The sequence below is a fragment of the Pseudomonas marincola genome, from assembly GCF_900682675.2.
Classification (GTDB): domain Bacteria; phylum Pseudomonadota; class Gammaproteobacteria; order Pseudomonadales; family Pseudomonadaceae; genus Aquipseudomonas; species Aquipseudomonas marincola.
The window spans coordinates 199780-225214 of record NZ_LR215729.2 but is presented as its reverse complement, the minus strand read 5'-3'; the positions used below and the strand labels follow the sequence as shown (position 1 = coordinate 225214).

General features: G+C 62.0%; 19 protein-coding genes and 3 pseudogenes. 15 read left to right on the top strand and 7 right to left on the bottom strand.

Features of this window, described 5'->3' with window-relative positions:
• The first annotated feature begins 20 nt into the window (after positions 1 to 20).
• Both PMYSY11_RS00900 and PMYSY11_RS00895 read left to right on the top strand, forming a co-directional pair.
• Positions 21 to 1049 (top strand): heme-dependent oxidative N-demethylase family protein, encoded by a 1029-nt coding sequence (locus PMYSY11_RS00900; RefSeq protein ID WP_073675587.1) that lies wholly within the window; start codon positions 21 to 23, stop codon positions 1047 to 1049.
• Positions 1010 to 1480: a hypothetical protein gene (locus PMYSY11_RS00895; protein WP_476705412.1), complete on the top strand. Its 471-nt coding sequence runs from the start codon at positions 1010 to 1012 to the stop codon at positions 1478 to 1480. Before PMYSY11_RS00900 ends, PMYSY11_RS00895 begins: the two co-directional genes overlap by 40 nt.
• A gap of 171 nt (positions 1481 to 1651) precedes the next feature.
• Here PMYSY11_RS00895 and istB (PMYSY11_RS00890) read toward each other — a convergent pair whose 3' ends face one another.
• On the bottom strand, positions 1652 to 2455 hold the full coding sequence (gene istB, locus PMYSY11_RS00890; RefSeq protein ID WP_003459721.1) for an IS21-like element ISPst3 family helper ATPase IstB: 804 nt from the start codon (positions 2453 to 2455) through the stop codon (positions 1652 to 1654).
• A complete protein-coding gene (gene istA / locus PMYSY11_RS00885) occupies positions 2448 to 3947 on the bottom strand; it encodes an IS21-like element ISPst3 family transposase (RefSeq protein ID WP_150549633.1) in 1500 nt (499 codons plus the stop codon). Before istA (PMYSY11_RS00885) ends, istB (PMYSY11_RS00890) begins: the two co-directional genes overlap by 8 nt.
• Before the next feature lie 110 nt (positions 3948 to 4057).
• Between istA (PMYSY11_RS00885) and PMYSY11_RS00880 the strand changes: the two are divergent.
• The 3 genes and pseudogenes from PMYSY11_RS00880 to PMYSY11_RS00870 form a co-directional block, all read left to right on the top strand.
• Positions 4058 to 4720 (top strand): annotated as a pseudogene (locus tag PMYSY11_RS00880) (TAXI family TRAP transporter solute-binding subunit); the annotation flags it as partial.
• A gap of 535 nt (positions 4721 to 5255) precedes the next feature.
• Complete coding sequence (yejK, locus tag PMYSY11_RS00875; protein ID WP_004424187.1) at positions 5256 to 6263, top strand: nucleoid-associated protein YejK; 1008 nt, start codon at positions 5256 to 5258, stop codon at positions 6261 to 6263.
• Positions 6264 to 6582: 319 nt separating this feature from the next.
• Positions 6583 to 6903, top strand: a complete 321-nt coding sequence (locus PMYSY11_RS00870; RefSeq protein ID WP_042920397.1) for a glutaredoxin family protein — start codon at positions 6583 to 6585, stop codon at positions 6901 to 6903.
• Positions 6904 to 6905: 2 nt separating this feature from the next.
• Here the strand turns inward: PMYSY11_RS00870 and qhpR are convergent, their stop codons facing one another.
• Positions 6906 to 7985, bottom strand: a complete 1080-nt coding sequence (qhpR, locus tag PMYSY11_RS00865) for an AraC-like transcriptional regulator QhpR (RefSeq protein WP_042920399.1) — start codon at positions 7983 to 7985, stop codon at positions 6906 to 6908.
• Positions 7986 to 8303: 318 nt separating this feature from the next.
• On the opposite strand from qhpR, the gene exaC reads away from it, so the two are divergent.
• The 4 genes from exaC to eutC all read left to right on the top strand — a co-directional run bounded on the left by exaC (position 8304) and on the right by eutC (position 13551).
• Positions 8304 to 9824 (top strand): acetaldehyde dehydrogenase ExaC, encoded by a 1521-nt coding sequence (gene exaC / locus PMYSY11_RS00860; protein ID WP_150548063.1) that lies wholly within the window; start codon positions 8304 to 8306, stop codon positions 9822 to 9824.
• Between the two features lie 162 nt (positions 9825 to 9986).
• The gene (gene eutH, locus PMYSY11_RS00855) at positions 9987 to 11246 is read left to right on the top strand and encodes an ethanolamine utilization protein EutH (RefSeq protein ID WP_150548062.1); all 1260 of its coding nucleotides are present in this window, start codon (positions 9987 to 9989) and stop codon (positions 11244 to 11246) included.
• An 85-nt stretch (positions 11247 to 11331) separates the two neighbouring features.
• Positions 11332 to 12726 carry an ethanolamine ammonia-lyase subunit EutB gene (locus PMYSY11_RS00850; protein WP_004424195.1) on the top strand — a complete coding sequence of 465 codons (1395 nt, stop codon included), beginning with the start codon at positions 11332 to 11334 and terminating at the stop codon, positions 12724 to 12726.
• A 15-nt stretch (positions 12727 to 12741) separates the two neighbouring features.
• Positions 12742 to 13551 (top strand): ethanolamine ammonia-lyase subunit EutC, encoded by an 810-nt coding sequence (gene eutC, locus PMYSY11_RS00845; protein WP_150548061.1) that lies wholly within the window; start codon positions 12742 to 12744, stop codon positions 13549 to 13551.
• A gap of 104 nt (positions 13552 to 13655) precedes the next feature.
• Here eutC and PMYSY11_RS00840 read toward each other — a convergent pair whose 3' ends face one another.
• The 3 genes from PMYSY11_RS00840 to pcsA are packed head-to-tail and all read right to left on the bottom strand — an operon-like array spanning position 13656 to position 15689.
• Positions 13656 to 14591 (bottom strand): glutathione S-transferase family protein, encoded by a 936-nt coding sequence (locus tag PMYSY11_RS00840; RefSeq protein WP_004424199.1) that lies wholly within the window; start codon positions 14589 to 14591, stop codon positions 13656 to 13658.
• A gap of 46 nt (positions 14592 to 14637) precedes the next feature.
• Positions 14638 to 14937, bottom strand: coding sequence for a GIY-YIG nuclease family protein (locus PMYSY11_RS00835; protein ID WP_042920409.1), 300 nt, complete (start codon positions 14935 to 14937; stop codon positions 14638 to 14640).
• The gene (gene pcsA / locus PMYSY11_RS00830; protein WP_306811998.1) at positions 14934 to 15689 is read right to left on the bottom strand and encodes a phosphatidylcholine synthase; all 756 of its coding nucleotides are present in this window, start codon (positions 15687 to 15689) and stop codon (positions 14934 to 14936) included. Before pcsA ends, PMYSY11_RS00835 begins: the two co-directional genes overlap by 4 nt.
• Positions 15690 to 16709: 1020 nt before the next feature.
• Between pcsA and PMYSY11_RS00825 the strand changes: the two genes are divergently transcribed.
• The 6 genes and pseudogenes from PMYSY11_RS00825 to PMYSY11_RS00800 all read left to right on the top strand — a co-directional run.
• The gene (locus PMYSY11_RS00825) at positions 16710 to 17198 is read left to right on the top strand and encodes a COG3904 family protein (RefSeq protein ID WP_172970651.1); all 489 of its coding nucleotides are present in this window, start codon (positions 16710 to 16712) and stop codon (positions 17196 to 17198) included.
• Between the two features lie 103 nt (positions 17199 to 17301).
• Entirely contained in the window at positions 17302 to 18801 is a 1500-nt protein-coding gene (gene istA, locus PMYSY11_RS00820; RefSeq protein ID WP_121256897.1) for an IS21-like element ISPst3 family transposase, read from the top strand.
• Positions 18794 to 19598: pseudogene (istB, locus tag PMYSY11_RS00815) on the top strand (IS21-like element ISPst3 family helper ATPase IstB). The gene istA (PMYSY11_RS00820) and the pseudogene istB (PMYSY11_RS00815) overlap by 8 nt, the downstream one beginning before the upstream one ends.
• 388 nt (positions 19599 to 19986) lie before the next feature.
• Positions 19987 to 20388 (top strand): TraR/DksA family transcriptional regulator, encoded by a 402-nt coding sequence (locus PMYSY11_RS00810; RefSeq protein ID WP_042920011.1) that lies wholly within the window; start codon positions 19987 to 19989, stop codon positions 20386 to 20388.
• Between the two features lie 349 nt (positions 20389 to 20737).
• Positions 20738 to 22284, top strand: a protein-coding gene (locus PMYSY11_RS00805; protein WP_086937305.1) for an IS3 family transposase whose coding sequence is annotated in 2 segments (ribosomal slippage) — positions 20738 to 21224 and positions 21224 to 22284 — 1548 coding nt in all. Because the reading frame shifts where the segments join, the coding sequence is not laid out codon by codon here.
• Positions 22285 to 22305: 21 nt separating this feature from the next.
• Positions 22306 to 23511: pseudogene (locus tag PMYSY11_RS00800) on the top strand (IS1380-like element ISPa33 family transposase); the annotation flags it as partial.
• Positions 23512 to 23871: 360 nt separating this feature from the next.
• Here the strand turns inward: PMYSY11_RS00800 and ltrA are convergent.
• Positions 23872 to 25293: a group II intron reverse transcriptase/maturase gene (gene ltrA, locus PMYSY11_RS00795; protein ID WP_150548058.1), complete on the bottom strand. Its 1422-nt coding sequence runs from the start codon at positions 25291 to 25293 to the stop codon at positions 23872 to 23874.
• Positions 25294 to 25435 lie beyond the last annotated feature (142 nt).

The window sequence follows — 25435 nt, the reverse complement described above, 5'->3', positions numbered from 1 at the left end:
GCACCCTTCAGGAGAGAGTCATGCCCGTCGTAATGAAACCCGTGGAAACCTATCGCGACGATTTCACCTTCAGCAACAGCCCGCAGGCCATTGCCCGCTTTCCCTTTCCGTTTCCCGAGGACAGCTACATGTACTCGGTCAATATCGAGCCGGCCACGCCGCGTGAGCCGGGTTCGGTGTTCGAGCACTGGTTCGACATCGACGAGCACTACGTCTCGGAGATGGCCGAGCGCGCCCGCGTGCTGGAGCGCGACCCGCAGCGCTGCCTGATGATGCCGCACATGGCCCAGGCCGCCTGGGACACCCTGGAAATGTTGATGGAGCACCTGGCCGCCGACTACCCCGAGCATTTCGCCCTGCAGCGCGAGGGCGATCGATGGCTGTGGATCAACCGCCCGCTGGGCATCGAGCAGCGCTTCACCTTCGGCGATGCCAGCACCTTGCCCTACGAGCCGCTGGAGTACATCACGCGCCAGGCGCAGGGCGATTTCGCCGTGCTCGATCAGCGCGACGGCGACCTGTTCATGGACGCCGGCATGGTCACCTTCGCGCCGAACTGGTCGATCAAGTTCGACGCCGGCATGAGCTTCAAGCAGTGGCATGCCCCGGTACCGGGCGTGGCGCACCAGCTCGGCGTGTTCGACCGTGCGTTGAAGTACCTGCTCAACATCCAGGTCGGCCAGCCGGTGCGTCGCCTGAGCTGGACCATGACCATCAACCCGCGCCTGGACATCTCCTCGGAGACCTTCCACGAGTGGGGCCATGAGCTCGGTCTGGTGACGCCGGAGAACGTCGCGCGCCTGGTGCACCTGCACGTCGAGCTGCAGTTCATGCCGCGCCTGCCGCGCAGCAATGCGCTGCTGTTCGGCTTCCGCCACTATCTGATCAGCCTCGAGGAGCTGGCAACCAATCCGGCCTGGGCCTGCCGCCTGCACCGCGTATTGCGCGACCTGCCGGACGAGATCGCCGACTACAAGGGCCTGACCCGCTATCGCCAGACTGTGGTGGATTGGCTGCGCCAGTTCGACCCGCAGGCCCAGGCCGCCTGAATCCATTTCCTGCATGCGCAGGCCAACAGGAGACACAGACATGGCCAATTCCTGGCGTATTTCCGCCCTTGCCGAGCGTCACCGCGCACTGGGTTCCAAGCTCGAGGACTGGAGCGGCATGGGGACCGCCTGGACCTATGCCCAGCGACCTGGCCGACGAGCACGAGGCGATCCGCACTCGCGCCGGCCTGATGGACGTATCCGGGCTGAAGAAGGTGCACTACGTCGGCCCGCATGCCGAAAGCCTCTTGGAATACGCCACCAGCCGCGACATTTCCAAGGTCTACCCGGGCAAGAGCGTCTACGCCACCATGCTCAACGAAGCCGGCAAGTTCGTCGACGACTGCGTGATCTACCGCACCGGTCCCAATGCCTTCATGGTGGTGCACGGCTCCGGCAGCGGCCACGTGTTGGCGCTGATGGAAAATTGACCCACCCTGCCGATTGAAATTTGACCCAGAGCGGATTGCTGATTTTGTTACCAGCAACTGTGGATAAGTCTACCAGCGCAGCTGCTTTTGAACCCACTCCTTCGTTAGCCCAGTTCAGCTGTTGAAGACCTGCCACATGCAGCCATGCAGCAGGCCATCGTCACCATGAAATCAGAACGGCTCATCGTCCTCCGGTTCCTGGCCGCCCTTACGCTTTCGCTCCCGTGATTTGATCTTGGCCTGGGCCGCCAAGCTGCTGTGTTGCAGGCGATAGGACTCGTTACCGGTTTCGACGATGTGGCAGTGGTGCGTAAGCCGATCCAGCAAGGCTGTGGTCATCTTGGCGTCGCCGAACACGCTCGACCATTCGGCAAAGCTCAGGTTGGTGGTGATCACCACGCTGGTGTGCTCGTACAGCTTGGACAGCAGGTGAAATAACAGCGCGCCACCGGCCTGACTGAAGGGCAGATACCCCAGCTCGTCGAGGATGACCAGATCCATGCGTAGCAGTGCCTGGGCGATCCGCCCGGCTTTGCCGTCGTGTTTTTCGCGCTCCAGAAGATTGACCAGATCGACCGTGGAGTAGAAGCGCACGCGCTTGCCATGCCGGGTGATGCCGGACACGGCCAGTGCGGTGGCCAGGTGGGTTTTGCCGGTGCCTGGGCCGCCGATCAGCACCACGTTCTGCGCGGTGTCGGTAAAGCTCAGATTGGCCAGCTCGCTGATCAAGCGAGCGTCGGCGCTGGAGGCGCTGAAGTCGAAGCCGGCCAGATCGCGGTGCATCGGCAGCTTGGCCATGTTCATCTGGTGGCTCACCGAGCGCATGGCGCGATCTGTGTGCTCTTGTTCCAGCAGGTGTTCGAGCAGCCACTTGGACGAGGCTGTGTTCGACTCACCCTGTGCAGTTAACTCCGCCCAGGCCGTGGCCATGCCGTGCAGGCGCAGCTCCTTGAGTTCCGCCATCAAATCACGCATGACCGACCTCCTCGGCCTGGCCACGCAGGCGGTCGTAGCGCGCCGTGTTAGCGACGGGGGCTTCCTTGAGCGACAAGTGGGTTTCGACGCTGGGTGGTGGTTCGGATGCTGTCAGCCGTGCCACGACATTGAGGATGTGTTCGGCGCTCAGGCTGCCGCTCTCCAGTACCAGCTCAACGGCTACCAGCACGGCATCGAGTCCGGCGACCGGTACGGCAGCCAGGACTTGCGCCATGATCCGGTCACCGCCGGCATGACGCCCCAGACCGTGCTTAAGCTGACGCAGCGGTGCTGGCAGATCAGCAAAGGGCGCTCCGTTGCGCAGCGCACCGGGCTTGCGTTCGATCAGCGGGAGGTAGTGCTGCCAGTCATAGCTGACCTGGTCGCGATCCAGCAAGCGGACATGGCTGGCGATCAGCGCGTCGTCAGCCACCACCTCGATTCGCGTCGGATACAAACGGCTGCTGACCCACTTACCCGCGTACTCACACGGCACCGAGTAGCGGTTGCGCCCGACGCTGACCAAGCAGGTGCTGGAGACCCGCGCAGGCCGCTCGACGTAACCGTCGAATGGCGCTGGCACAGGCATCAGTTCAGCGCGCTCCAACTCCAGCACTTCGGCTACACTCAGCCCGCTGTATTGAGGGTGCGTCAGCTCGTTCCAAAGCGCGCGGCAGCGCTGGCCCAGCCAGGCATTGAGTTCCTCGAAGGAGTGAAACTGGCAGTCCTGGGCGTCTAGCCAGATACGCCTGCGGCTGTCTTGCACGTTCTTTTCAACGATGCCCTTTTCCCAACCAGCGGCGACGTTGCAGAAGTCCGGATCGAACAGGTAATGCGCGCACATCACCGCAAAGCGCGCATTCACCGTCCGGCCTTTGCCCTTATTGACCTTGTCGACGGCCGTCTTCATGTTGTCGTAGATGCCCCGGCGCGGCACGCCGCCCAAGGAGCCGAACGAGCGTGTATGGGCGTCAAATAACATCTCATGGCCCTGGCTCGGATACGCCACAAGCCAGAACGCACGGCTGGCACACAGCTTCAGATGTGCCACCTGCATACGCCGGTAAATGCCGCCGACCAGCAAGCCTTCCTCGCTCCAGTCAAACTGAAACGCCTCGCCAAGAGCAAAGGTCAGCGGCACAAAGGCCTGCGACGCCTTGCCCTGTCCCCCTCGCCAGGCACGGATAAACGCGGTGAGCTGGCTGTAGCCACCGTCATAACCTTCGGCTTTGATTTGCGCCAACAGCGCCTTGGCACTGCGCCGCTGTTGCTTGGGCCGCAGCGAATCGGCTTTTAGCGCCTGCTCCAGCGTGGCGTGAAAAGGGCTGAGTTTGTTGAAGATCGCGCGGCGTTGGTAGACCGGCGGCTTGGCCTCAGGTGCTCTGACCCACTTGCGAATCGTGTTGCGCGCCAACCCGGTGCGCTTGGCTATCTCATGCAGCGACAGCTTGTCGCGGAAATACATCCGGCGGATTTTGCCCATCATTTCCATACTGATCACCCTGTGTTCTCCTGCTCAAAAATTGAGCAGAAGCAGTTGAACACCTGGGTCAGTTTTCAGTCGGCAGAACAGCCTCTACTGGGTCAGTTTTCGGTCAGCGGCAACACGCCGCCGCTTACGAGGCGCGACTGCCGTTCTTCAATCAGGTGAAGGTCGGTGAAGGTCTGCTCGACCTGGCCAGCAATGCGCCGGATCGCGACATCGTCACCCTCTCTCCAGTCGCTACCCTGGTGGTCAACGACGACTTCAACCCTGGCCTGGTACCGCTGTTTCTCGAAGCCAGCCGTGAAGTGATGCGCAGCGGCACCCTGCTCGACGCCGCCGGCACCTTCCCCAGCGCAGAGCCGCGCACCTTCGAGCTGCACAAGGATGCCGGGCATTACTACGCCAAGGGGCTGCCGATTTTGCAGCGCTACCTGCCGTTTCGCATCGCCTCGCTGGCCGACCGCTACATCATCCTGCTGATCCCGCTGATCGTGGTGATGATCCCGCTGTTCAAGGCTGTCGGCCCGATTTACCAGTGGCGTATCCGCGCGCGCATCTACCGCTGGTACAAGTACCTGCGCGAGATCGACCGCAAGCTGCACGCAGGTTCCCTCCCGGATGCGCTCGGCAGCGAAATCGAGCGTCTGGAGAAACTGGAAGACGAACTCGCCGCGGTGGAAGTGCCGCTGTCGTATTCCAATGAGCTGTACGAGCTGCACATGCATGTGCGCTATGTGATCGAGCGCTTGCGCGAGTTGCAGCGGCGGCGGCAGCCGTAGGGTGGACATCGTTTTTTCATGTCCACCGATGCGCAGCGGATGGAAAAAGCGTCTCCACCCTGAGTAAAAGTAAAAGTGAAGTAGCCGTTTCTGACGAGTAGGAGCCGCGCCTCGCGGCGAATGGTTCAGGCAACCTCGATCATGAATTGAACCCACCATTCGCCCCGGGGCGGGGCTCCTACAGTTAGTGGACAACGCGAAGTTTGTCCATCGCTTGGGCTGACGCAATGGTGGGCAGCGTCATCCACTCTACGTAAGGGTGGAGTAGCCGGTTCTGACGGGTAGGAGCCGCGCCTCGCGGCGAATGGTTCAGGCAACCTCGATCATGAGTTGAACCCACCATTCGCCCCGGGGCGGGGCTCCTACAGTTCGTGGACAACACGAAGTTTGTCCATCGCTTGGACTGAGCCCGCGACGACTTCTGTGGGCTTTAGCCGCGAGCGGCTGCATAGCGTTAACCGATGCATGCGCACCAGAATCCATGACCCGCTTCGGGTAAACTTCGCCTCTTGTTTCATTTGCCCACGAGACCGCCATGCCGATCCGCCACTGCATCGTCCACCTGATCGACAAGAAGCCCGACGGCAGCCCTGCCGTGCTGCACGCCCGCGACAGCGAGCTGGCCACGTCGCAAGCCATGGAGAACCTGCTGGCCGACCTCAACGAGAGCTACAACGCCAAGCAGGGCAAGGCCTGGGGGCTGTTCCACGAGGAATCCGGCGCCTACCCGTTCAGCGGCTGGCTCAAGGCCTATCTCGATGGCGAGCAGGACTTCACCGCCTTCAGCCGCCAGGCCGTCGAGCACCTGCAGAAGCTGATGGAAGAATCCAACCTGTCCACCGGCGGCCATGTGCTCTTCGCTCACTACCAGCAAGGCATGACCGACTACCTGGCCATCGCCCTGCTGCACCACAGCGAAGGCGTGGCGGTGACCGACGCGCTGGACGTAACGCCGGCCAAACATCTGGATCTGGGCCAGTTGCACCTGGCCGCGCGCATCAACATCAGCGAGTGGCAGAACAACAAGCAGTCCAAGCAGTACATCTCCTTCATCAAGGGCAAGAACGGCAAGAAGGTGTCGGACTACTTCCGTGACTTCATCGGCTGCCAGGAAGGCGTCGACGGCCCCGGCGAGACGCGCACCCTGCTCAAGGCCTTCAGCGACTTCGTCGAGAGCGAAGACCTGCCCGAAGAACAGGCCCGCGAGAAGACCAAGACCCTGGTCGGCTACGCCAGCGGCCAGGCCAAACTGGGTGAACCGATTACCCTGGAAGAACTCTCCGGGCTGATCGACGAGGAACGCCCCAAGGCCTTCTACGAGCACATCCGCAACAAGGACTACGGCATGGCGCCGGAATTTCCGGCGGACAAACGCACCTTGAGCCAGTTCCAGCGTTTTACCGGGCGGGCCGAAGGGCTGTCGATCAGCTTCGAGGCGCACCTGCTGGGCTCGAAGATCGAATACGACGAGGGCCGCGACATGTTGATCATTCGTCAGTTGCCGACCCAGTTGAAGGATCAGCTCAAGCGGCGGCAGGATTGATGCATTCGTAGGGCGGGCCGGGCGGCGATCCGCTTTAGCAGGCCGTTGAAAAACGTAGGCGAGGCAGCCAATGCAAGGCAAAAACAGGCGAAAAAGCGGAGTTTACGAGCTGTAAATGAGCATTTTGATCGGACTCGCGCACGAGCCTGTTTTTAACGCAGCAGTGGCAACGCAGATAGTTTTTCAACAGCCTGTTAGCCCACCAAAGCAGTCCAAGTCAGCACCCGAGCTACCTTAGGAAGCTGAGATCGTTGTTGGTGGGCTGAAGCCCACCCTACGGGCCTGACATGACCGCGCTATCGCACAAGGACGCGCAACCATGAAGACGATTGTGCTGCTGCTCGCCGCGCTGGCTCTGTGGCAGAACTGGGACAAGATCGACCGCTGGCTAAACCCGCCACAGGCCGGCAATGCCAGCGGCGAGATCGTGCTCTACGCGACGCAGTGGTGCGGTTACTGCGCCAAGACCCGCGAGTTATTCGCCGAGGATGGCATTGTCTATCGCGAAGTGGATATCGAGAACGATGCGGCTGGCCGCGCCCAGTACCAGGCGCTGGGTGGCCAAGGCGTGCCGGTGATCGACTTGCGCGGCCAAGTGATTCACGGCTACGACGTGCGCGCCATCCGCGCCGCCTACTGACCTCAACTCAGCGAACTATCCTCACGCCGCCACTGCCGTGGGCTGACGCCGAACCAGCGGCGGAAGGCGCGCGAGAAGGCGCTGGTTTCCGAATAACCGAGCAACGGCGCCAGCTGCGAGATGGGTAGCTGCGGCTGGCGCAGGTAACGGTTGGCCAGTTCGCGGCGCACGTTGTCCACCAGTTGCGAGAAGCTCAGCCCCTGCTCACGCAGGCGCCGCTGCAGCGACCAACTGGCCATACCGAGCATTTCCGCGACATCTTCCAGCGCCGGCTCGCCGTACAGCAGGCGCTGGCGAATCTGCTCGCGCACATCGTTGACCATATCCCGCTCACCACGCCCGCACAGGGCGCTGATCTGGTTCAGCGAGTCCTGCATGAGCATCAGCAGTACCGGATCACTGTCCGGCATGGCGCGGTCGAGGCCGCGCTTGGGAATCAGCAGGGAATTGCACGGCTGCTCGAAATACACCGGCGCATCGAACACCTTACAGTGCTCGTGCCAATGCTCCGGCCGTGGGTGTTCAAAGTGCACCGCGCGCGGCGCCCACTGCGGGCCAAGCACATGACGCACCAGGTTGAGGGCCATGCCCAGGGTCAACTCGGCATCCTGGCGGCGGCTGAGAATGGCGCCATGGCGTACCTGATAGTCGAAGCGGTAGCACTCGCCCTCATCGACCAGGCGGATCAGGCTGTTGCGCTGATGTAGCGGGAAGGCACGGGCGAAGTTGATCAGCGCCTGTTCCAGGGTCGCCGAACACAGCCCGATATAACCAAGCAGGCCAAGCGCCTGCGGCTTGAACTGCTGGCCGTAGTACAGACCGAAGTTATCGCAGCCAGACTGATGCGCGGCTTCTTCCAGCACCTGGCAGTAATTGGGCAGCGCCAAGCTCAGGGTCGGATGGCGCAGGCACTCGGGGTCGATGCCGGAGACCCCGAGGATACGATCCGGGTCACCGCCCTGCTTTTCGATGAAGCCGCACAGGCCACTCGCAGCAGCCGCCAGCACACCCGCATTAGCCGGCGCACCGGACAACAGCGAAGCGCCGAACGAACCACCCGCCTGGGAGAAAAAGGCACTCATCGGGGCCTCCTTGGTAACAATGCGTTTCGGCAAGCAAGAAATACGCCTGCACTGTCGCACCGCAAAACCACGGTTCAAACGCCACCTCCGTGCCCCGCCCTGCCGGGCGAGTGAGTCATTTTGAAACATCCGCACCAAAACGCAGCGGACGACTTGACCCATTACGACACAGGCAGCGTCGGCGCCTGCAAAGTTGACTTTGCACGACAGCAAGCCCCCTGTGCAGTCAAGTTGCGCCCATGAAATCGGCTCATGATCGACCCAGGTTGAACGTCAGCTCACCTGCTACGTACAACAACATCGTTTCGGAGAACGCTCATGATTTATGCCAAGCCTGGAACCAGCGGCGCCCTCGTCACCCTCAAGCCGCGTTACGGCAACTACATCGGTGGCGAGTTCGTCGCCCCGCTCAGCGGCCAGTATTTCAGCAATACCAGCCCGGTCGATGGCTCGGTGATCGGCGAATTCCCCCGCTCCAACGCCGCCGATATCGACAAGGCGCTGGACGCCGCCCACGCCGCCGCCGACGCCTGGGGCCGCACCAGCGTGCAGGAGCGTTCGCACATCCTGCTGAAGATCGCCGACCGCATCGAAGCCAACCGCGAACTGCTCGCCGTGGCCGAAACCTGGGACAACGGCAAGCCGGTGCGTGAGACGCTGAACGCCGACGTGCCGCTGGCCGCCGACCACTTCCGTTACTTCGCCGGCTGCATCCGTGCCCAGGAAGGCAGCACCGCCGAGATCAACGACGGCACCGTGGCCTATCACTTCCACGAGCCGCTGGGCGTGGTCGGGCAGATCATCCCGTGGAACTTCCCGCTGCTGATGGCTGCCTGGAAACTGGCTCCGGCCCTGGCCGCCGGCAACGCCATCGTGCTCAAACCGGCCGAGCAGACGCCGCTGTCGATCACCTTGCTGGTGGAAATCATCGGCGACCTGCTGCCGCCGGGCGTGCTCAACATCGTTCAGGGCTTCGGCCGTGAGGCCGGTGAGGCGCTGGCCACCAGCAAGCGCATCGCCAAGATCGCCTTCACCGGCTCCACCCCGGTCGGTTCGCACATCATGAAATGCGCTGCCGAGAACATCATCCCGAGCACCGTCGAGCTGGGTGGCAAATCGCCGAACATCTTCTTCGCCGACATCATGAACGCCGAGCCGGCCTTTATCGAGAAAGCCGCCGAAGGCCTGGTGCTGGGCTTCTTCAACCAGGGTGAAGTGTGCACCTGCCCGTCGCGCGCGCTGGTGCAGGAGTCGATCTACGACGCCTTCATGGTCGAGGTGATGAAGAAGGTCAAGCAGATCAAGCGCGGCAACCCGCTGGACACCGAGACCATGGTCGGCGCCCAGGCCTCGCAACAGCAGTTCGACAAGATCTTGAGCTACCTGGAGATCGCCCAGCAGGAAGGCGCGCAGGTGCTGACCGGCGGCGCAGCGGAAAAACTCGAAGGCGACCTGGCCAGCGGCTATTACATCCAGCCGACCCTGCTCAAGGGTCACAACAAGATGCGCGTGTTCCAGGAAGAGATCTTCGGCCCGGTGATCGGCGTGACCACCTTCAAGGACGAAGCCGAAGCGCTGGCGATTGCCAACGACACCGAGTTCGGCCTCGGCGCCGGTGTATGGAGCCGCGACATCAATACCGCGTACCGCATGGGCCGCGGGATCAAGGCTGGTCGCGTGTGGACCAACTGCTATCACCTGTACCCGGCGCATGCCGCCTTCGGCGGCTACAAGAAGTCCGGGGTCGGGCGTGAAACCCACAAGATGATGCTCGATCACTACCAGCAGACCAAGAACCTGCTGGTCAGCTACGACATCAATCCGCTGGGGTTCTTTTAATCCACCGTTGTTTACGGTCTGCCATGCACAAGACGCGGCTCACGCCCGTTCGGATCGTCCGCAAGCCGGCCCTGCTGCCTCTGCGCAGAGGGCTCGGCCAAGGCAGTGTTCGAGCGGGCCAATACCGCACCGTCACTCAATAAAGACAGTCAGGGCACAGCAATGGATCAGATAGGTAATTACGTTCTCTACATCATCATGGCCTGCGCCGTTGCAGGGGCGTTCGCGGCCATCTACGACAGCGAGAAGGGCCTGGGCAAGGAGTTCATGGAGGGCATCCACGCCACCGGCTACATCTTCGTACCGGCGGCCGGCATCATGGCCTCCATCCCGTATCTCACGGTGATCATCGAGAAGGCCTGCGGGCCGTTTTTCAACGCCCTCGGCGCCGACCCGGCACTGGCCGCGACCATGATCATCGCCTCGGACATGGGCGGCTATCACCTGGCATCGGCGCTGGCGTCGAGCAAGGAAGCGCTGGTCATGGCGCTGATCACCGGTTTCATGGGGGGTGCCACCATCCTCTTCTCCATCCCCATGGGGCTGGCGATGCTCGATAAGCGTGACCACAAATACATGGCACTGGGCATCATGTCCGGCATCCTGACCATTCCGCTCGGCGTACTGATTGCCAGCGTATTGCTGGTAGCGAGCGACCCGATGATCCGCGAAGTGGTCGCCACCAATGGCGAGGCGACCTATCAGCTGGCCATGGGCCTGGGCAGCATCTTCGCCAACCTGCTGCCGATCATCGTCTTCGTCGTCGCCCTGGCTGCCGGCCTGCGTTTTCTGCCGGATCTGATGATCAAGGGCTTCATCGGTTTCGGCCGTGGCCTGAACGCGATGATCAAACTGGTGCTGGTATTCTCCATCGTCGAGTACTTCACCGGGGTGTTCACCATCGTCTTTGGTGGCTGGGGCTTCGACCCGATCATCGCGGACGCCGAAGACCAGACCCGCGCCCTGGAAATCGCCGGCTACACCGGCATCATGCTGGCGGGCGCCTTCCCCATGGTCTACCTGCTGCGCAAATACTTCGGCGGTCCGCTGGAACACCTGGGCAGCAAGGTCGGCCTGAGCGCCGTGGGCAGCGCCGGCATGCTCGCGACCATCGCCAATATCCTGGCCATGTTCCGCCTGGTGCGCTTCATGCCACCGAAGGACAAGGTGATCAACATCGCCTTCGCCGTCTGCGCGGCCTTCCTGCTGGGTGACCACTTGTCCTTTACGGCCAACTTCCAGCCCACCATCATCCTGCCAGTGCTGATCGGCAAGCTGATCGCAGGTTTTGCCGCCATCGGCCTGGCCTATTGGCTATCGGTGCCCAAGGCGCTGGAACTGGAGCAACAGGATCGCGCTGCCGGCATCATCGAACAGGATGAGTACCCGGTCGCAGGCAAGCCGCAGGTCAGCCCGGCCTGATAACCGCCGCAACGCCTGACGCCTGCCAAGCAGACGCCGGGCGTTGCCCGACGGCGAACGAGAGAGACTGGTTGAGGACAGATACATGGCAAGCTACTCCCACAGCATGGCCGGCCAGACCTGGCGCTTCGACAGCCTGCGCGAACTGATGGCCAAGGCTACGCCGGCACGCTCCGGCGACTACCTGGCTGGGGTCGCGGCCGGCAGCGATGCCGAGCGCGCCGCCGCGCAGATGACGCTGGCCAATGTGCCACTGAAGACCTTTCTGCAGGAGGCGCTGATTCCCTATGAGAGCGACGAAGTCACCCGCCTGATCATCGACACTCATGATGCCCAGGCCTTCGCCCCGGTCAGCCACCTCACGGTGGGTGGGTTTCGTGACTGGTTGCTCTGCGACGACGCCGACGAAGCCAGCCTCACGGCGCTGGCCCCTGGGCTGACGCCGGAGATGGTCGCAGCGGTGTCGAAGATCATGCGCATTCAGGATCTGGTCCTGGTGGCGCAGAAGACCCGTGTGGTCACCCGCTTTCGCAACACCCAGGGGCTGCGCGGGCGCATGTCCACCCGCCTGCAACCGAACCACCCGACCGACGATCCGGCCGGTATCGCCGCCAGCGTGGTCGACGGCCTGCTCTACGGCAACGGCGATGCCATGATCGGCATCAACCCGGCCACCGACAGCATGAGCGCCGTATGCACCCTGCTGGAGATGCTCGACGCGGTGATCCAGCGCTACGAGATTCCCACCCAATCCTGCGTGCTGACCCACGTCACCAGCTCCATCGCTGCCATCGAGCGCGGCGCGCCGCTGGATCTGGTATTCCAGTCCATCGCCGGCACCGAGGCGGCCAATGCCAGCTTCGGCGTCAGCCTCAAGGTGCTGCAGGAAGGCTACGAAGCCGGCCTGAGTCTCAAGCGCGGCACCCTCGGCAACAACCTGATGTACTTCGAGACCGGCCAGGGCAGCGCGCTGTCGGCCAACGCCAACCATGGCGTCGACCAGCAGACCTGCGAAACCCGCGCCTACGCCGTGGCCCGCCACTTCAACCCGTTTCTGGTCAATACCGTGGTCGGCTTCATCGGCCCGGAGTACCTGTACAACGGCAAGCAGATCATCCGCGCCGGCCTGGAGGATCACTTCTGCGGCAAGCTGCTCGGCGTGCCCATGGGCTGCGACATCTGCTACACCAACCATGCCGAAGCCGACCAGGACGACATGGACATGCTGCTGACCCTGCTCGGCACGGCTGGCATCAACTTCATCATGGGCATTCCCGGCTCGGATGACGTGATGCTCAACTACCAGACCACCTCCTTCCACGATGCCCTGTATGCACGCAAGGTGCTCGGCCTGCACGCCGCGCCGGAGTTCGAGGCCTGGCTGGCACGCATGGGGATTTTCCAGCAACAGGGTGGCCGCCTGCGCATGGGCGATGAGCTGCCCCCGGCATTTCGCCAGGCGTTGGCGCAGTTGTCCTGATCAATCGAGGCCGTCATGAGCGAAAAGTCCCCCGCCACCGCAAACCCCTGGCAGCAACTGCGCCAATTGACACCGGCACGCATCGCCCTGGGCCGCGCCGGCACCAGCCTGCCGACCGCTGCGCAACTGGATTTCCAGTTCGCCCACGCCCAGGCGCGTGACGCCGTGCATTTGCCGTTCGACCACACTGCCCTGCGCGAAGCGCTGCATGATCGCCAGTTACCCACGCTGCTGCTGCACAGTGCCGCCGCCGACCGCCACACCTACCTGCAACGCCCGGATCTGGGCCGGCGCCTGCACGAGGATGCCGCACGCCTGCTCGATGACTACGCCGCCGAGCACGGCCGTGGTTATGACCTGGCCATCGTCATCGCCGACGGCCTGTCATCGCTGGCGGTGCACAAGCACAGCCTGCCCTTTCTCGACCGCTTGCTGGAACAGGTGCTGGAGGAAGGTTGGTCACTGGCGCCGATTACCCTGGTGGAGCAGGGCCGGGTTGCAGTGGCCGACGAAGTGGGGCAGCGCCTGGGGGCGAAGATGACGGTGATCCTGATTGGCGAGCGCCCCGGCCTGAGTTCGCCGGACAGCCTGGGCCTGTACTTCACCTACGCGCCGCGCGTTGGCCTCAACGACGCCTACCGCAACTGCATCTCCAACGTGCGCCTGGAGGGTCTGAGCTATGGCATGGCCACCTTCCGCCTGATGTACCTGATGCGCGAGGCCTGCCGCCGCCAGCTCTCGGGCGTCGATCTCAAGGACGAAGCCGAAGTGCCGACGCTGGACAGCGCCGGGCCGGGTAATTTTCTGCTGCCGGATCAGCGTTGAGATGCTGTCGCGGCTAAAGCCCCTCCCACCCAGCCGCTCACAAAGCCCTTCTCACAGGAGGTAAGCCTTGTGGGAGGGGCTTCAGCCGCGATCTTTACGACCGATCAGCACGCCTCGATACGGAAGCCCAGGCGCGGGAAGTGCACGTGTACGATGCCGGCACGCTCGTCCTCGCGGCGCAGGATCAGCTCCTCGCGCCCGGAGAACAGCAACTCACCCTCCACCGGATCGACCCCGTAGTCCACCGCTGCGATGCGTACCGCCTGGCCAGGCTGGAAGCCATTGGCATCGATAAAATCCTCGTCCGGGAGTGCTGCCGGCGTTGCCTCGCGCGCCACGGCGATAGCCTCTTCGCCGCTCATCTCGCTCAGTGAGCCATGCCCAAAGCCCAGCACCCGCGCCAGCCAGGCGGCGACTTCCGGATAATCGTCCACCAGGGGTGCCGTGATCGGTGTGGCGCGCAGGAACCACAACGGATGCGCGACGGCGAAGTCGGCAATCGAGGGCTGGCCAAACAGGAAGTCGCCACCGCCCTGCTGCAACTGCTGCTGCAAACGCCCCATCAGCGCCGGCCACTGGTGACGCGCCTGCTCCAACGGCAAACGGCTGGCCGTGCCGCCGGAAAACAGCGCGGCACGATCAGCCGCGAAAGCCTTGGCGAACTCCGGTGGCACCTTGGCAAAGCGCACCGCCATGGACTCGGGGGCGAAGACCAGTGACACCGCATGCTGGAACAACACCGCGTCGGCCCATTGGGCGAGGGTCGCGACATTGAAGCCCTGCCCTTCCGGGAACAGTGCCGGGGTGGCTTTCTCGGCTTCCAGACGGCGAGCGATCAGCGCGGTATCGCAGTAGATGTCGGCACCGATCTGCAACACCGGCGTCTTGCGGTAGCCGCCGGTCAGCGCTGTGAGATCCGGCTTGGGCATCACCGGCGGGATCATCACCGAGCGCCAGGACAGTTGCTTGAAGCCCAGTAGCAAGCGAGCCTTCTCGGCAAACGGCGAGGTCGGGTAATGGTGAAGGATCAACTCGTGCATGGCGCGCTCCGCGACGGTTCGAAAGCACCCAGCTTACCCGCGCAACCTAGTCACGCACACCGCCTACGGCTGATGAAGCGCCATCAACGCTCAGAATGAGCACCTCCTTGGCCGCTTTGCTCAGGCGCTTGATGGCCCGCTCACGGCGCAGGGCATCGCCCTTGCCAGCACAGGCTTCGACATAGGCCAGTGCCTGCGCCGGGCTGGTATGGAAGAAGCGCGCGCCCTTGCCGCTCTGATGCTGGGCGAAACGCCGCTGCGGGTCATCGCTGATGCCGCAATACAGCGCGCCGTTGGCAGCACGCACCAGGTAGACGAACCAGGGCTTATCGACGGCCGCCGTCATCCGCGCGCCGGAAACCACTCGCGCGCCGAGCGCCACAGGCACATGCCGACGAAGTAGGCCGAGGCCAGCCACCACAACGCCAGCAGCCAGGGCTGGCTGACGGGGTACTGCAGAATCAGCAGCGCGCTGGAGAGCATCCAGACGAAGGTCACGAGGATGTTCAGCGGCATGAACTGACGCACGCGGAACGGGTGCAGGAACTTCATCTTGGTCAGGGTCAGGCCGGCCAGCAGGACGATAATGGCCAGGGTGATCCAGGGGTGCACATCGAGGATGTAGAAATACAGCACGACCACGTTCCACGCCGCCGGGAAGCCGACGAAGTAGTTGTCCTTGCTCTTCATGTTCAGGTTGCAGAAGCAGAACAGCGAAGACAGCAGAATCAGGCCCACGGCGAACAGCGGCGTGTAATCCGGCAGGGGGATGAAGCGGTAAAGAAAGATGGCGGGGATGAATACGTAGGTCAGGTAATCGATCACCAGGTCGAGGGTCGAGCCGTCGAAATGCGGCAGCACAACCTTGACGTCATAGCGGCGCGCCAGCGAACCATCCAGCCCATCGACCAGCAGCGCCAGGCCGAGCCACAACAGGCATTGCTTGGGCTGGCCGTCGAGTACGGCCAGCAATGCCAGCAGGGCGAGGATCACACCGCTGGCGGTAACGGCATGGACCCCCCAGGCTTTGGCCTGTTTTACGGCAACGATCAGTTCGGTCACGGCAGGTCTCTTGGCAGTGGAGGTGCGGCACCCCATGTGCGCACTCTCATTATTGAAGGCTAAGACCGGCTAGCACGCGCCCTACCCCAGATTCGGCTTTGAGCCCAGAGGCTCGCCACTCAGGGAGTGTTCTGGCCTCGGCCCGCCAACAGAGTTCAAGCGGGCCGTCTGAATTGCCCGCCCCGGACGATGACTGGCCAAGCTTTGAAGGACTATCGCTGAATGACCTCCCAGATACGCCGGAATGAAATGGCGTCCAACCCACGCAAGGCGCGCCAATTCGGCCCACAAGGCGATGTTCAGGTGGACGTTGCGCCCGACCTCCCCTTTCTCGGGGTTGGTCGCTGGAAGACCGCTGACACCTATGCCAAGCGAAGGATTTTCCCCATCAAGGATGACGGGAGCCTGGTTGGCTACCGGGCGATGATCCAGCAAGGGCGTGGTGTAAACCGACAGACCCACTCCGAGGTTTTCAGAATCACTCCATTGGTGAATGAGGCGATGGCAATGGCTATGGCCCAGCGCTGGAGAGATAAGAAAGAGGCGGAGCTTGGAATACTCTCAGGCCGAGTAAGCTCGAAGTCGGCTTCGCGCTTCGTTCCGGGTATCAGTCTCGTTGTCTCAAGCTCTGGTCCTTGCAGAGCAAGCTGGAGGTGGTCTTCTCCCGGTCGCCCCACCGTGACTAAGTACATCGGCAAGAAGCTTGGGTATGCCTCTGCGTACAAGGCTCTAGTCCTCCGCATATGCAATATTCTTGATTGCCCTGTACCCCAAGACCTCCCAGTGCCAATGCCCAACCCTGTGCAGTACCTCCGATTGCAGTCAGGGGGTATCAGCGAGTTACCTGAGCGTCGAGCCAAGCCACGCTAGCTCGGATATTCCTCCTTAGTGGAAGACTGCTCAGAGTTGAGTGGCAGAGCGGCAGCCTCAACTCATACCCTTGGCCAAGCACATTCATGGGGCCAAGTCTTGAATCTAAAGCGCGTTCTCTCATCTTTCATATTCGCAACGGCGTTTACGTCATTCGTTTCTGCGGCAGAGCCTTCGATCCAGGCCGTGACCTTTAAGCATCCAGATGGTCGGTCGGCTCCCGCCGAAATCTACATCGACGGAGAGATCACCCCTGCGCTCCCGCGCCAACTTGCCACAGCATTGGGCGCCAACCAGATAGAGCGAGCCACGATCTACATCAACAGCGTTGGTGGCGATCTTCAAGCCGGCCTGGAGCTGGGCGAGTTCATTCGCAAGCTGGGCTTTAACACAGCTATTGGCAAGCGAGGTCACGCTCAGGGCAAGCCAGTCCCTGGCTCCTGCCAGAGTGCTTGTCTTTTGGTTTTCGCTGGCGGCGTGTATCGCTTCGCCGACAGCACAGCTTATTTCGGTATCCACCGTTTCTTCTCTCGGCAATCCGGGCCACAAGACCTTGCCCTCGGGCAGGTTCTTTCAGCTGCGATTACCGGCTACCTGATCAAGATGGATGTGTCACCCAAGCTGTTTCAGCGCATGGTCGGCGCTGGGGCTGTACTCCAGAAGTGTTGCCGCTGACCGAAAACTGACCCAGTAGAGGCTGTTCTGCCGACTGAAAACTGACCCAGGTGTTCAACTGCTTCTGCTCAATTTTTGAGCAGGAGAACACAGGGTGATCAGTATGGAAATGATGGGCAAAATCCGCCGGATGTATTTCCGCGACAAGCTGTCGCTGCATGAGATAGCCAAGCGCACCGGGTTGGCGCGCAACACGATTCGCAAGTGGGTCAGAGCACCTGAGGCCAAGCCGCCGGTCTACCAACGCCGCGCGATCTTCAACAAACTCAGCCCTTTTCACGCCACGCTGGAGCAGGCGCTAAAAGCCGATTCGCTGCGGCCCAAGCAACAGCGGCGCAGTGCCAAGGCGCTGTTGGCGCAAATCAAAGCCGAAGGTTATGACGGTGGCTACAGCCAGCTCACCGCGTTTATCCGTGCCTGGCGAGGGGGACAGGGCAAGGCGTCGCAGGCCTTTGTGCCGCTGACCTTTGCTCTTGGCGAGGCGTTTCAGTTTGACTGGAGCGAGGAAGGCTTGCTGGTCGGCGGCATTTACCGGCGTATGCAGGTGGCACATCTGAAGCTGTGTGCCAGCCGTGCGTTCTGGCTTGTGGCGTATCCGAGCCAGGGCCATGAGATGTTATTTGACGCCCATACACGCTCGTTCGGCTCCTTGGGCGGCGTGCCGCGCCGGGGCATCTACGACAACATGAAGACGGCCGTCGACAAGGTCAATAAGGGCAAAGGCCGGACGGTGAATGCGCGCTTTGCGGTGATGTGCGCGCATTACCTGTTCGATCCGGACTTCTGCAACGTCGCCGCTGGTTGGGAAAAGGGCATCGTTGAAAAGAACGTGCAAGACAGCCGTAGGCGCATCTGGCTAGACGCCCAGGACTGTCATTTTCACTCCTTCGAGGAACTCAATGCCTGGCTGGGCCAGCGCTGCCGCGCGCTTTGGAACGAGCTGACGCACCCTCAATACAGCGGGCTGAGTGTAGCCGAAGTGCTGGAGTTGGAGCGCGCTGAACTGATGCCTGTGCCAGCGCCATTCGACGGTTACGTCGAGCGGCCTGCGCGGGTCTCCAGCACCTGCCTGGTCAGCGTCGGGCGCAACCGCTACTCGGTGCCATGTGAGTACGCGGGTAAGTGGGTCAGCAGCCGTTTGTATCCGACGCGAATCGAGGTGGTGGCCGATGATGCGCTGATTGCCAGCCATGTCCGCTTGCTGGATCGCGACCAGGTCAGCTATGACTGGCAGCACTACCTCCCGCTGATCGAACGCAAGCCCGGTGCGCTGCGCAACGGAGCGCCCTTTGCTGATCTGCCAGCACCGCTGCGTCAGCTTAAGCACGGTCTGGGGCGTCATGCCGGCGGTGACCGGATCATGGCGCAAGTCCTGGCTGCCGTACCGGTCGCCGGACTCGATGCCGTGCTGGTAGCCGTTGAGCTGGTACTGGAGAGCGGCAGCCTGAGCGCCGAACACATCCTCAATGTCGTGGCACGGCTGACAGCATCCGAACCACCACCCAGCGTCGAAACCCACTTGTCGCTCAAGGAAGCCCCCGTCGCTAACACGGCGCGCTACGACCGCCTGCGTGGCCAGGCCGAGGAGGTCGGTCATGCGTGATTTGATGGCGGAACTCAAGGAGCTGCGCCTGCACGGCATGGCCACGGCCTGGGCGGAGTTAACTGCACAGGGTGAGTCGAACACAGCCTCGTCCAAGTGGCTGCTCGAACACCTGCTGGAACAAGAGCACACAGATCGCGCCATGCGCTCGGTGAGCCACCAGATGAACATGGCCAAGCTGCCGATGCACCGCGATCTGGCCGGCTTCGACTTCAGCGCCTCCAGCGCCGACGCTCGCTTGATCAGCGAGCTGGCCAATCTGAGCTTTTACCGACACCGCGCAGAACGTGGTGCTGATCGGCGGCCCAGGCACCGGCAAAACCCACCTGGCCACCGCACTGGCCGTGTCCGGCATCACCCGGCATGGCAAGCGCGTGCGCTTCTACTCCACGGTCGATCTGGTCAATCTTCTGGAGCGCGAAAAACACGACGGCAAAGCCGGGCGGATCGCCCAGGCACTGCTACGCATGGATCTGGTCATCCTCGACGAGCTGGGGTATCTGCCCTTCAGTCAGGCCGGTGGCGCGCTGTTATTTCACCTGCTGTCCAAGCTGTACGAGCACACCAGCGTGGTGATCACCACCAACCTGAGCTTTGCCGAATGGTCGAGCGTGTTCGGCGACGCCAAGATGACCACAGCCTTGCTGGATCGGCTTACGCACCACTGCCACATCGTCGAAACCGGTAACGAGTCCTATCGCCTGCAACACAGCAGCTTGGCGGCCCAGGCCAAGATCAAATCACGGGAGCGAAAGCGTAAGGGCGGCCAGGAACCGGAGGACGATGAGCCGTTCTGATTTCATGGTGACGATGGCCTGCTGCATGGCTGCATGTGGCAGGTCTTCAACAGCTGAACTGGGCTAACGAAGGAGTGGGTTCAAAAGCAGCTGCGCTGGTAGACTTATCCACAGTTGCTGGTAACAAAATCAGCAATCCGCTCTGGGTCAAATTTCAATCGGCAGGGTGGGTCAATTTTCCATCAGCGCCAACACCCATGGGGGCCTCCCTGTAGATACACAATCACCATAACGGCTCGATTCCCAGAATCCGCATCAGCGACAAAAAATGTTCAGTCGAATGGAGGTAACTGCACGCGGTTCAGTGGATTCGGTAGAGGCGGTCGTTATTCTGGGTTGTCGATCACCCTCCGCTCGGAAGGTCAACAATCGAACCTCAGAGGTAGCTATGAACGTGGAACAACTGCTGGCGCAGAGCGCTGACGAATACATGAATGCCGATCAACTCGAATTCTTCCGCCAGAAGCTCGCCGAGAAAGCAGCGATGCTGCGTGAGCGGATCGAGAAGAACCAGGCGCTCTGCAAGATCGAGCGCCAGCCGGACGAGGCTGACTCGGCAAGTGCTGAGGAAGATCGCTCCACGGCGACTCGCCTGATCGAAATGGACCTCCAGACGCTCAAACACATCGATGCAGCGTTCAAAGCTATCGATGCCGGCGAATACGGTTACTGTGCCGATACCGGGGAACCGATCACCCTCCAACGCCTCTTGGTGATTCCTGAGTCCCTGCTCAGTGTCGAGGCGATGCAGGCCCGCGAGGCGCGTGGTCGGCACCAGCGTGCAGCATAGTCATCACCTGCAATGAGTAAGGGCGCCACTAGGCGCCCTTTTTATTGGCTATTCGGATTTTGGTGTGAAAACCTGTCTGGGCATCAACAAGCAAAAACCGGATTACTGTGTGTAATCCGGTCGTAGTTTTCCTACTCACTTGAGCCGGGTTCATCGGGACTAGGCTTTTCCTTAAACAGCACGCGATCAAGGATGAATCCAGAGAGGCAAACAAAAATGCCAAGCCCGGCCCATGGCATCAGCTGGAGCACATCATCCCCTTTGGAGTGCCATACCCCCGCCGCGTCAGGATAGTTGTCGTGTGAGTTGATTCGATGAGTCTTGGTCGGTGGGCGGAAGTGAGAGCCGTGTGGCGCGTTATTCGATAGAGCATCGGGAGTGGGTGGTGCGGCAGATGATGCCGCCCTTGAACCGGACGGTGCCGGAGCTGGTGGAAGCGACAGGCATTACTGATGCCACCCTGTATGCTTGGCGCAAACAGGCCAGAGCAGCGGGAGCAGTGGTGCCGGGAGATGGACAGCAGGCCGACCAGTGGTCGAGCCAGGACAAGTTTCGGGTGGTGCTGGAAAGCGCCAGCCTCAATGCGGCTGAGCTGGCGGAGTACTGCCGGCGCAAAGGCCTGTATGTCGAGCAGATCAACGCCTGGCGCGAAGCCTGCGAGCAGGCCAACAGCCTGGCTCAGCCGATCAAGACCCGGCGCGAACGCGAAGAGGAAAAGGCCGCGAAGAAGCGCATCAAGCAGCTGGAGCGTGAACTGCGGCGCAAGGATGCGGCGCTGGCAGAAACCGCGGCTCTGCTGGTGTTGCGAAAAAAAGCCGAGGCGCTCTGGGGGAAGGACGAGGACGAATGATCAGCGCCCCGGATCGCCGTGAAACGCTGCAGTTGATCGAGGACGCCGTGGCGGCGGGAGCGCGGCGGGCGCAGGCCTGCGCCGAACTGGGCCTGTCGCTGCGCAGCCTGCAGCGCTGGCAGCACTGCCCGGAGGATCGGCGTCCTTCGGCACAGCGAGCTGAGCCGGCCAACAAGCTGACCCCGCAAGAGCGCCGCCGCGTGCTGGAGGTCGCCAACCAGCCCGAGTTTGCCAGCCTGCCGCCGCAGCAGATCGTGGCGCGGCTGGCCGATCAGGGCACCTGGCTGGCCTCGGAGTCGACCTTTTACCGGTTGCTGAAGGACGCCGAACAGCAGCATCCGCGCGGCCGTAGCCGCCCACCGGTGAAACGAGCGCTGACGACCCATGTGGCCGACGGCCCGAACCAGCTGTGGTGCTGGGACATCACCTGGCTGCCGACCACGGTCAAGGGCCGTTACTTCTACTGGTACATGATCAAGGACGTCTACAGCCGGAAGCTGGTGGCCAACGAGGTGCATGAAAGTGAAAGCGCCGAGCAGGCCGCCCAGCTGCTACGCCAGGCCTGCCTACGTGAACAGCGAGCAGGCCAGCCGCTGGTACTGCACTCGGACAACGGCAGCGCGATGAAGGGCTCGACCATGCTGGCGGCCATGCAGAACCTGGGTGTGATGCCCTCGTTCAGCCGCCCGCGGGTGAGCAATGACAACGCCTATGCCGAGGCCTTGTTCCGCACGGCGAAGTACTGCCCGCTGTGGCCGGAGCGGCCCTTCGACACGCTGGAGCAGGCCAGGAACTGGGTGAACAGCTTCGTGGCCTGGTACAACCATGAACATCGCCACAGCGCCCTGAAGTTCGTGACCCCGGCGCAGCGACATACTGGCCAGGCGGAAGAGTTGCTGCGCAAGCGTATCGAGCTGTACGAGGCGGCGCGTGCACGGCACCCGGAGCGCTGGAGCGGCAACATCAGGAACTGGGTGCTGGCACCAATCGTGTGCCTGAACCCGGAGCGGGAAGCGGTACTGCAGCAAACATCAAAGGCAGCGTGACACGCTCACGCGACAACTACCTTGAAAATCGCCGACCGGCAACATGGCTTGACCCGCCGCCTGGCCAAAATCGTTCCCGATCGGCGTGATCCTGGGCGTGTCCAGCACGGACTGCAGACACTGCTCGCCCAGCGTATCTATGCACTGGCCGCCGGCTACGAGGATCTCAACGATCATGACGGCCTGCGCCATGACTACGCGCTGCAGACTGCGGTCAACCGCCTGCAACCGCTGGCCGGCAAATCCACTCTGGGGCGCCTGGAACAGCAAGCCGATCGCGAAACGGTGGTGCAAGCCCATCGCCTGCTGTGGGAGCACTTCATCGCCCAGCATGACCAGGCGCCGGCTGAGATCGTGCTCGACTTCGATGCGACCGATGTGCCGGTGCATGGTGATCAGGAAGGGCGCTTCTTCCATGGCTATTACGACCATTACTGCTTCCTGCCGCTCTATGTGTTCTGTGGTCGCCATCTGCTGGTGAGCTATTTGCGCCCGAGCAACATCGATGGCGCCCGACACAGTTGGGCCATCCTGGCACTGCTGGTCAAGTTCATTCGCCGCTTCTGGCCAGAGACCCGCATCGTGTTCCGCGGTGACGGCGGTTTTTGCCGACATCGCATGCTCGACTGGTGTGACCGCAAGCAGGTGGATTATGTGGTGGGTCTGGCCCGCAACACCCGCCTGCAGCGGATGGCGGCGCCGGCCATGCAAGCTGTCGCCGAGGCCTACCAAGAAACCGGGCAGAAGATGTCCGGCGTGTATCGCTTCCTCTATCAGGCCGGTAGTTGGCGTAGGCGCCGCCTGGTCGTGTCGCGCCTGGAACATGGCGAGCAGGGTGCCAATCCACGCTTCATCGTCGTGTCCCGCTTTGCCGAGGATGCTGCCCAGCAGTACTACGAAGACTACTGCGGCCGTGGCGACATGGAGAATCGGATCAAGGACCAACAGTTGGATCTGTTCGCCGACCGCACCTCCAGCCCACGCTGGTGGACCAACCAGTGGCGGCTGATGCTGTCGGCCTTTGCCTATGTGCTGTTCGAACGGCTACGCGATCATCTCCAGGGCACCGCATTGGCGCGCATGAGCATCCATAACCTGCGCTTGAAACTGCTCAAGATCGGTGCGGTGATCATTCGCAACAGCCGGCGCATCCGCGTGCTGATCAGCGAGGCCTATCCGCATCAGGAACTCTTTGCGGGGCTGGTTGCCCGCCTCAAGCCGACCTGAACAGGCGGGCGCCCCCGGCCCGGCTCAATGGGGGAAAGGGGGCAGTGCGCCCCATACGCGGGAATTGAATAAAAAACGATCAATTTTTAGCGGTGGAAGGCAGGTTGTTGATACACCGAGGCTTCACCGGCCACGCCTGCCGGCCTCATGAGAAATCCGGGTTAAAAACAATTAACTCTTGATTGAAAAATTATTTTCTCGGATAAAACACCCTGTGGATAATTACCGTGCTTTATACGAGGGCTTTTTCGCACTTGCGTGCACCCGTATTGTTCATTTAGTAGCCAAGATCGGGTAGGAGGCGGCCTCACGGCCGCCGTCCTCCCACACCACCGTGCGTACGGTTCCGTACACGGCGGTTCAGGCCATGCGGTTAAGCCGATTGATCGTATCCAGTATCGAGACCAGTCCAAGTCTGTCCCATAGCTTCTTCGGCAGCGCCTGATTCATATGCGGCGCTCCTGAGTTCCACCACGGGCCTCGGCCATTGACGGCCGACTTGCAGGCACGCTCCTCGCTCAATCCCAGGCGCATCAGGTTGCGCGCCCTCGTAGAGGGCTGCTTCCATTGCCGCCAGATGACACAGCGAAGTTTGTGCCTGACCCAGCCATCCAGCTCTTCCAGTGGACGCTTGCTCTGGCTGAGCTTGAAGTAGCCTGCCCAGCCTCGCAGCACCGGGTTTACCCGCTCGATGACATTCGCCATCTTGTGGCCCCGCACCCCTCGCAGCAGTTCCCTGAGACGGTCGCGCACACGGCGCAGGCTCATGGTTGCCACTCGCAGTCTAGGCTGCGAGTGCCAACTCATCCCATACCCCAGGTAGTCGCATTTCCACGACCCAGCCACGCGACTCTTGTCCCGATTCAGTCTCAGTTTCAGACGGTGATTCAGGAACCGCTCGACACTGGCCAGCACTCGTTCGCCAGCACGCGGACTACGGACATAAATGTTCGCGTCATCGGCATAGCGCACGAAGCGATGGCCTCGCCGCTCCAACTCACGGTCGAGTTCATCGAGCAGGATGTTCGACAGCAGCGGCGAAAGCGGGCCGCCTTGCGGCGCCCCCTCCTGCCGATGGCTGACAACCCCGCCCGACATGACGCCCGCTTCGAGGTAACGGCGGATGAGTCTGAGCACCTGTTTGTCTTCGACATGGCGCTCAACACAGAACATCAGGATGTCGTGGTTGACCCGATCAAAGAACTTCTCCAGATCGAGTTCCACGCAACACCTATGACCCGCCGCCACATGGGTGCGGGCCATCTCGACAGCCTGGTGAGCGCTTCTGCCCGGACGGAAGCCGTAGCTATAGTCCGAGAACAGCGGATCGAAGATCGGCGTGAGCTGTTGCAGCAGGGCTTGCTGGATCAGGCGATCCACGACACTGGGAATGCCCAGTTGCCGCATACCGCCCTGCGGTTTGGGAATTTCGACCGCCCGAACTGCCTGGGGATGGTATTCACCTGCCAGCAGCCTGACCTTCAGGATGGGCCAATACTGTTTCACGTAGCCTGCCAAGTCGGCGACCGTCATGCCATCGGCACCCGGCGCCCCCTTGTTGCTGACCACGCGCTGATACGCACGCTTGAGATTCGCCGGTGCAAGCACCCGCTCCATCAGCGTGTCCGGCTCCGCGTTCGTCCACGTCACCGACGCCGTCGATACCTCTGCGCTGTCAGGCGTCATCCTCGGCCTCTGGCCGGGACTCGGGGTGACAGTCTTCTCTTGGAGAAATTTCTGCATTTCGGTTATCGACGAGACGCTGACGCCTACTGGCGGCATGACCTGTTCGGCCCTTGATGGCGTGGTTGACCGCCACTTACTACGGCCTCGGCTGACTTCTGCACGCCCATCCCGTCGCCTCTCGACAATCGGTAGCACAATGGCAAGCGTACAGATCTCCCAGGGTAATTCGCGCGACCTT